Here is a 7,500-nt window from a genome sequence, read left to right as displayed (position 1 = left end):
TCCAGTTAAACGTTGCAGACGCATATCTAAAATCGCTTGCGCTTGTTTCTCACTTAAACCGAAACGTTCCATTAAGCCTTGCTTTGCAATATCAGCCGTTTTTGAACTACGAATTAACGTAATAACTTCATCAAGATGATCTAAAGCAATTCGTAATCCTTCTAAAATATGAGCACGTGCCTCTGCTTTTTCTAATTCATACGCAGTACGTCTACGGATTACTACCTTCTGGTGCTCCAAATAATGATATAAGTTTTGTTTTAAATTTAGTACTTGAGGCTCTCCATTTACAAGAGACAACATATTAATACCGAAACTTGTTTGAAGTGCTGTATGTTTATATAGATTGTTTAATAGTACGTTTGCATTGGCGTCACGACGTACTTCCATGACAATACGCATACCATTTCGGTCTGATTCATCACGTAAATCTGTAATACCTTCAATTTTCTTATCGCGAACTAATTCTGCGATTTTTTCAATTAATCGTGCCTTATTAACTTGATAAGGTAGTTCCGTTACGATAATAGATTGTTTACCATTTGATTTCTCTTCAATTTCAACTTTGGCACGAAGCATAATAGAACCGCGCCCTGTTTCATAAGCTCTACGGATGCCACTTCGACCTAAGATTAAACCTGATGTCGGGAAGTCTGGTCCAGGAATATATTCCATTAACTCCGCTATAGTAATATCCGGGTTATGACTTAATGCCAACACACCATCAATTACTTCGCCAAGTTGATGCGGCGGAATATTTGTTGCCATACCAACTGCAATACCTGTCGTACCGTTTACTAATAAATTAGGAAAACGCGCTGGTAATACAATCGGCTCTCTTTCCGAACCATCGTAGTTATCTTGATAATCAATTGTATTTTTTGAAATATCACGTATTAATTCCATAGAAATCTTAGACATTCTTGCCTCTGTATAACGCATTGCCGCTGCTGAATCTCCATCTACAGAACCGAAGTTACCATGCCCATCTACAAGCATATAACGTTGACTGAAATCTTGCGCCATACGTACCATTGTTTCATAAACGGCTGAATCACCATGAGGGTGATACTTCCCGATTACTTCACCGACAATACGTGCTGATTTCTTATACGCTTTATCAGCTGTAATTCCTAAATCATTCATCGCATATAAAACCCTACGATGCACAGGTTTTAATCCATCACGAACATCTGGTAATGCACGAGATACGATAACACTCATTGCGTAATCTAAAAATGAGGTACGCATTTCATGACTAATATTAATTTCTCGAATTCGTGCTTGTTGTTGATTGTCTGACATCAACGAGCACCTCCTCTTACGTTTCCGTTATACATACATTGATTTATATGTAGAAGACAGGAATACTTAGATTCCTGTCATTACTCATTTAAATATCAAGGTTTTTCACGTATTTTGCATTCTCTTGGATAAAGTTACGACGTGGTTCCACTTTATCACCCATTAAAATTTCAAATGTTTCATCTGCTTCTATTGCGTCTTGAAGAGAAACTTGAAGTAACGAACGTACTTCTGGATCCATTGTCGTCTCCCATAGCTGAGTTGGATTCATCTCTCCAAGACCTTTATAACGTTGAATTCCTGGTTTCGGCTGGGCTGGTAACTCAGCTAATATTTTTTCAAGTTCTTTATCATTATAAGCATATTGAATTTTTTTACCTTGTTGCACCTTAAACAACGGTGGCTGTGCGATATATATATATCCACACTCAATTATTTGACGCATATAACGATAGAAGAACGTTAATAATAGGGTACGAATATGCGCACCATCAACATCGGCATCGGTCATAATAATAACTTTATGATAGCGTGCTTTTTCGATATCGAAGTCCCCACCAATATTTGTACCAATCGCCGTAATAATTGTACGAACTTCATCATTTGATAAAATCTTATCTAAGCGTGCCTTTTCAACATTAATAATTTTACCCTTCAGCGGTAAAATTGCTTGAAAATGACGATCGCGTCCTTGTTTTGCAGATCCACCCGCAGAGTCACCCTCTACGATATAAATTTCACTAATTGCTGGATCTTTAGAAGAACAATCTGCCAATTTCCCTGGTAAACTTGAAACTTCTAAAGCACTCTTTCGGCGAGTTAGCTCACGAGCTTTTTTAGCTGCTACACGCGCACGTGCTGCCATCGTTCCTTTATCTACAATCTTACGTGCAACATTGGGATTTTCCAGTAAGAATTTTTCAAAAGCCTCAGAGAATACTGACTCCGTAATCGTCCTCGCTTCACTATTTCCAAGTTTCGTCTTCGTTTGCCCTTCAAATTGTGGATTTGGATGTTTAATCGACACAATTGCTGTTAAACCTTCACGAACATCTTCACCAGTCAAATTACTATCCGCATCTTTTAAAATGTTATTTTTACGACCATAATCGTTAATCACACGTGTTAAGGCAGTTTTAAATCCTACCTCATGTGTACCACCTTCATACGTATGAATATTATTTGTAAATGAGTAAATATGATTTGTATATCCTTCGTTATATTGAAGCGCAACTTCAACTTGAATACCATCTTTTGAACCTTCTACATATACAGGCTCTTCATGAATTGGTTGTTTTGAACGATTTAAATGTTCAACATATGATTTAATTCCACCTTCATAGTGGAACTCTTTCTTTTGCTTATGTTCACGTTTATCTTCAATTGTTAATTTAATATTACGATTTAAAAACGCCAACTCACGCATACGAGTCGCTAGCGTATCGAATTCATATTCTGTCGTCTCTTTAAAAATTTCTGGATCCGGTTTAAAGCGAGTTATTGTTCCAGTCTTATCTGTATCACCGATGACTTTTAAATCTGCAACCGGAATACCTCTTTCGTATTTTTGGTAATGGATTTTACCATCACGATGTACAAATACTTCTAATTCTGTTGATAAGGCATTTACAACAGATGCACCAACACCGTGCAAACCACCAGAAACTTTGTAACCGCCACCGCCAAATTTACCACCAGCGTGGAGGACAGTCATAATAACCTCTACTGCAGGACGTCCCATTTTTTCTTGTATACCAACTGGAATACCACGTCCATTATCCGTTACAAGAATACTATTATCTTCTTCGATACTAACGTTAATTTCATCACAATATCCTGCTAACGCTTCATCGATACTATTATCGACAATCTCCCATACAAGGTGGTGAAGTCCCTTTCCACTCGTAGATCCAATATACATACCCGGACGTTTCCGAACTGCCTCTAGTCCTTCAAGTACCTGTATCTGACTTTCATCATATGCATTTTCTTGCATTTGTTTTTGTTCCATTGACACAAAGATCACCTACTTTTCCATTTAAACAGGGGTTTATGCCCTATCTATTTCACAATCTACCGTGCCGTTCGTTACATGAATTGTTTTCGCATCTTTTAATGTTTCGTGTTCAATTCCGTCGACACTCGTCGTTGTAACAAATGTTTGCACCTTTCCTTGAATTGTATTTAACAGATGTGATTGACGATAATCGTCTAATTCTGATAAAACATCATCCAGCAAAAGGATTGGATATTCTTTAACCTCTGAATAAATTAATTCAATTTCAGCTAATTTTAGGGATAGTGCGGTCGTTCGTTGTTGCCCTTGCGAACCAAAGACTTGAACATTTTTACTATTAACGAAGAATTGTAAATCATCACGATGAGGACCAATTAAAGTCGTACCACGGAAAATTTCACGTTGTTTCACAGATTGAAAACTTTCATAGTATACTTCTTTTATTTTCGACAAATCCATTGATTCTGATACATCTACACTTGGTTTATAGACAATTTCTAACTCTTCTAATCCACGGCTTATACCGCGATGAATTGGAGCTGCCCATTCCTGTAGCAAATGCAAAAATTCAAAACGTTTTTGCAGTATTTTCGCACCATGCTCAATTAGTTGAAGTGTAAATACATCCAACATCGTTTCCTCATTCTTACTATTCCCTTGCATTTTTTTCAACAAGTGATTTCGTTGCGTGAGCACCTTTTGATATTGACTTAATTCATACAAATATATAGGAGCTATTTGTCCTAATTCCATATCTAAAAAGCGTCTTCTTACTTGAGGGCTTCCTTTTACAAGATTTAAATCTTCTGGGGCAAACATGACAACGTTCATCACGCCAATATATTGACTTAACTTTTGTTGTTCAAGTTGATTTAATTTTGCCTTTTTACCTTTTTTCGAAATATTTAATTCCAAAGACAAAGAACTGTTTCTTTTTTGTAATTTCCCTTTTATTTGACCAAACTCTTCATCCCAGCGGATAAGTTCGCGATCATTAGAGGTTCTATGAGATTTCGCCATCGCTAAAACATAAATAGCTTCCATCAAGTTTGTTTTCCCTTGTGCATTTTCGCCGATAATTACATTTACCTTATCTTCAAAGGAAAGCTCTAATTTTTCATAATTGCGATAGTTTTTTAATTGTATTTCTGAAATAAACAAAGGGCTCCCCCTTTATGCCTGAACTTGAAAAGTTCCGCTTCCTGGAATTTCAATAACATCATTCGCATATAGTTTGCGACCTCTTCTATTTTCAAGTTCGTTGTTCACGTACACTTCATATTCTTGTAAAAACCATTTTACAGCGCCACCTGTATCAATTACATCAGCTAACTTTAAAAATTGTCCTAGTGTAATATACTCTGTTGAAATTTTAATATGTTTCATAAAATCGCTCACTTTCTGAAAGTGTTCATTCTTTCATTGTACTAAATAAACTAACATTAGGAAAGTAATACCCAAAAATCAAATAAGGGCCACTAGCATCTTTAAACTAGCAACCCTTATTCCTTACCTAGTAAGTACGAACCGGTAAAATTAATTGAATAATTGAATCATCATTTACTGTACGAATTAAGAACGGTCTCATCGCCCCAGTAAAGCTAACTTTAATCTCTGTACTATCTAGAGCTTTCAATGCATCCATCATATATTTTGCACTAAAAGATATTTTTAACTCTTCTCCATCTACTTTTTCACATTGTACTTCTTCGACAACTTTTCCAATTTCTGGTGAATTCGAGGAAATCTCTAGCATTTCTTGCTCTAAAGTTGATAATTTGACAACGTTATTGCGGCCATCTCTCGCTAATAGTGAAGCACGATCAATTGCTTGTAGGAATTCTTTTGTATTTACAAAAATATCCGTTTTACTCTCTGCTGGAATTAAACGTGTCGTATCTGGATAATTTCCTTCTAACAATCTTGAGAAGAATAATAAATGCTTTGTACGGAATAATACTTGATACTCAGTTATTACAATATCTACCATCTCTTCAGACTCATCCAGAATTTTACTTAATTCGTTTAAGCTCTTACCTGGAATAACAACATTAGCTTGAAATTCATCTGCAATATTATGTCCTTCGATTTTCGCTTTTCGAAGTGCCAGTCTATGACTATCTGTTGCAATACAAGTTAACTCGCTGTTATATACCTTCCAGTTTACACCTGTCAAGATTGGTCTTGTTTCAGAAGTAGAAACTGCAAATACAGTTTGTCTAATCATATGCTTAAGTAAATCTGTTGGTATCTTAAATACATGATGTTCTTCAATCTGTGGTAATAACGGATATTCTGCAGAATCTAAACCATTTAAGTTAAACTCTGATTTTCCAGATTTTATTTTTGTCATAAAATGATTTTCCACAGAAATTTCGACAGTATCCTTAGGTAGTTTTTTTACAATCTCACTAAAATATTTTGCTTGTAAAACAATGCTTCCTGATTGAGCTATTTCTACGATTTCTTTTCCATCTTCTTCGACTGGAATAAACGATTCAATAGAAATATCAGCATCGCTTCCTGTTAATGTAACCCCTTCTTCAGTAGCTACAACTTTAATTCCCGTAAGGATGGGGATTGTTGTACGAGAAGAAACTGCCTTCATTACATCTTGTACACCTCTTACAAGATAGTCTTTTTGTATTGTAAAACGCATAAAGAAAAACCTCCGGTAAGTATAAGATTTTATTTAATTAATAAAGATAAAAAATAGTAGTAATAGTAATAGGGCTTGTGGATATGTGGATAACCCCTTTGAAGGATGTAAAAACAGTCTATCTACATGTGGATAGACTGTGCGTAAAACAAGGTAAGTTATTCACACTATTCAGCTACTACTTTAAAATACCATTAATTTCTTCAACTTGCTTTTGTAATTGCGTATCGGTTTTTAGTAGTTTAGAAATTTTTTCATGGGCATGGATAACTGTTGTATGATCACGTCCACCAAATTCTTCACCTATTTTTGGTAAAGAGGAATCCGTAAGTTCGCGTGATAAATACATTGCAATTTGGCGAGGAAACGCAACTGATTTTGTACGTTTTTTCGCTTTAAAATCTTCTAATTTTACTTGATAAACGTCTCCGACAGCTTTTTGAATATCATAAATAGAGATAATTTTCGGCTTAGAATTTGGAATAATATCTTTAAGTGCTTCAGCTGCTAAATCAGCATTAATATCTTTATTAATTAAAGATGAATAAGCTACAACTCGGATAAGTGCACCTTCTAATTCGCGAATATTTGAATCAATTTGATTTGCGATATAAAGCATAACTTCATTTGGTATATCAAGCCCTTCAGCTTTTGCTTTTTTGCGTAAAATTGCAATTCGTGTCTCTAAATCTGGCGGCGTAATATCTGTAATAAGTCCCCATTCAAAGCGAGAACGAAGACGATCTTCTAAAGTTGGAATTTCTTTTGGTGGTCGATCACTAGAAATTACAATTTGTTTACTTTCTTCGTGTAATGCATTAAATGTATGGAAAAACTCTTCTTGAGTTTGTTCTTTTCCAGCAAGAAATTGAATATCATCTATCAATAAAACATCTACATTGCGATATTTATTACGAAAATCAACAGCTTTATTATCACGAATAGAGTTAATAAATTCATTCGTGAATTTTTCTGATGATAAATATACAACTTTTGCATTTGGATTATGTTCAATTACATAATGGCCAATCGCGTGCATTAAATGCGTCTTTCCAAGCCCAACTCCCCCGTAAATAAAGAGTGGATTATACGCTTTAGCTGGCGCCTCGGCTACAGCTAATGAAGCTGCATGGGCAAAACGGTTACCAGAGCCGATAACAAATGTATCAAATGTATATTTTGGATTTAACATGCTCTGTGGTAAATGAGCTGAATCATCTTGTGCTGGATTCCGCTTAACTGGAGGAAGATCAATGTCCTCTTCCGCTTGACTTTGGGGAATAATAAAGCGAATTGCTAATTTTGCCCCTGTTAAATCGTATAGTGTTTCTGAAATTAGTTCTGAGTAATGAGATTCTAGCCAGTCACGAGCAAATTCATTTGGAGCTGTAATCGTTAATACGTCTTTCTTCAAGTTATGAGCCGTTGTTGATTTTAACCATGTCTCATAACTAGGCTTGCTTACCTTTTTTTCTAATTCTTTTAAGGCACTATTCCATAAATCAGAGATATTTTCCAA

Annotated in this window: 6 protein-coding genes (1 of these 6 only partly in view); all 6 read right to left on the bottom strand. The window is 35.5% G+C overall.

Features of this window, described 5'->3' with window-relative positions; translation table 11 throughout:
• Positions 1-1,305 carry the 5' portion of a DNA gyrase subunit A gene (gyrA, locus tag NZ044_RS00030; RefSeq protein WP_001282868.1) on the bottom strand. Its footprint begins 1,167 nt before the window's first position, so the window shows 1,305 of its 2,472 coding nt (coding positions 1-1,305); the start codon lies at positions 1,303-1,305; the stop codon falls past the left edge of the window.
• A gap of 88 nt (positions 1,306-1,393) precedes the next feature.
• Entirely contained in the window at positions 1,394-3,316 is a 1,923-nt protein-coding gene (gene gyrB / locus NZ044_RS00025) for a DNA topoisomerase (ATP-hydrolyzing) subunit B (protein WP_000435979.1), read from the bottom strand.
• 39 nt (positions 3,317-3,355) lie between these two features.
• Positions 3,356-4,483, bottom strand: coding sequence for a DNA replication/repair protein RecF (recF, locus tag NZ044_RS00020; protein WP_000470754.1), 1,128 nt, complete (start codon positions 4,481-4,483; stop codon positions 3,356-3,358).
• Between the two features lie 12 nt (positions 4,484-4,495).
• Positions 4,496-4,708, bottom strand: coding sequence for a S4 domain-containing protein YaaA (gene yaaA, locus NZ044_RS00015; protein ID WP_000680510.1), 213 nt, complete (start codon positions 4,706-4,708; stop codon positions 4,496-4,498).
• A 127-nt stretch (positions 4,709-4,835) separates the two neighbouring features.
• The gene (gene dnaN / locus NZ044_RS00010) at positions 4,836-5,981 is read right to left on the bottom strand and encodes a DNA polymerase III subunit beta (RefSeq protein ID WP_001212884.1); all 1,146 of its coding nucleotides are present in this window, start codon (positions 5,979-5,981) and stop codon (positions 4,836-4,838) included.
• 178 nt (positions 5,982-6,159) lie between these two features.
• Positions 6,160-7,500 carry a chromosomal replication initiator protein DnaA gene (gene dnaA / locus NZ044_RS00005; RefSeq protein ID WP_000428018.1) on the bottom strand — a complete coding sequence of 447 codons (1,341 nt, stop codon included), beginning with the start codon at positions 7,498-7,500 and terminating at the stop codon, positions 6,160-6,162.

This window comes from Bacillus sp. FSL K6-1338 (assembly GCF_038006965.1).
Classification (GTDB): domain Bacteria; phylum Bacillota; class Bacilli; order Bacillales; family Bacillaceae_G; genus Bacillus_A; species Bacillus_A thuringiensis_S.
The sequence above is the reverse complement of the archived record's forward strand: the minus strand, read 5'-3'. Positions and strand labels throughout refer to the sequence as shown.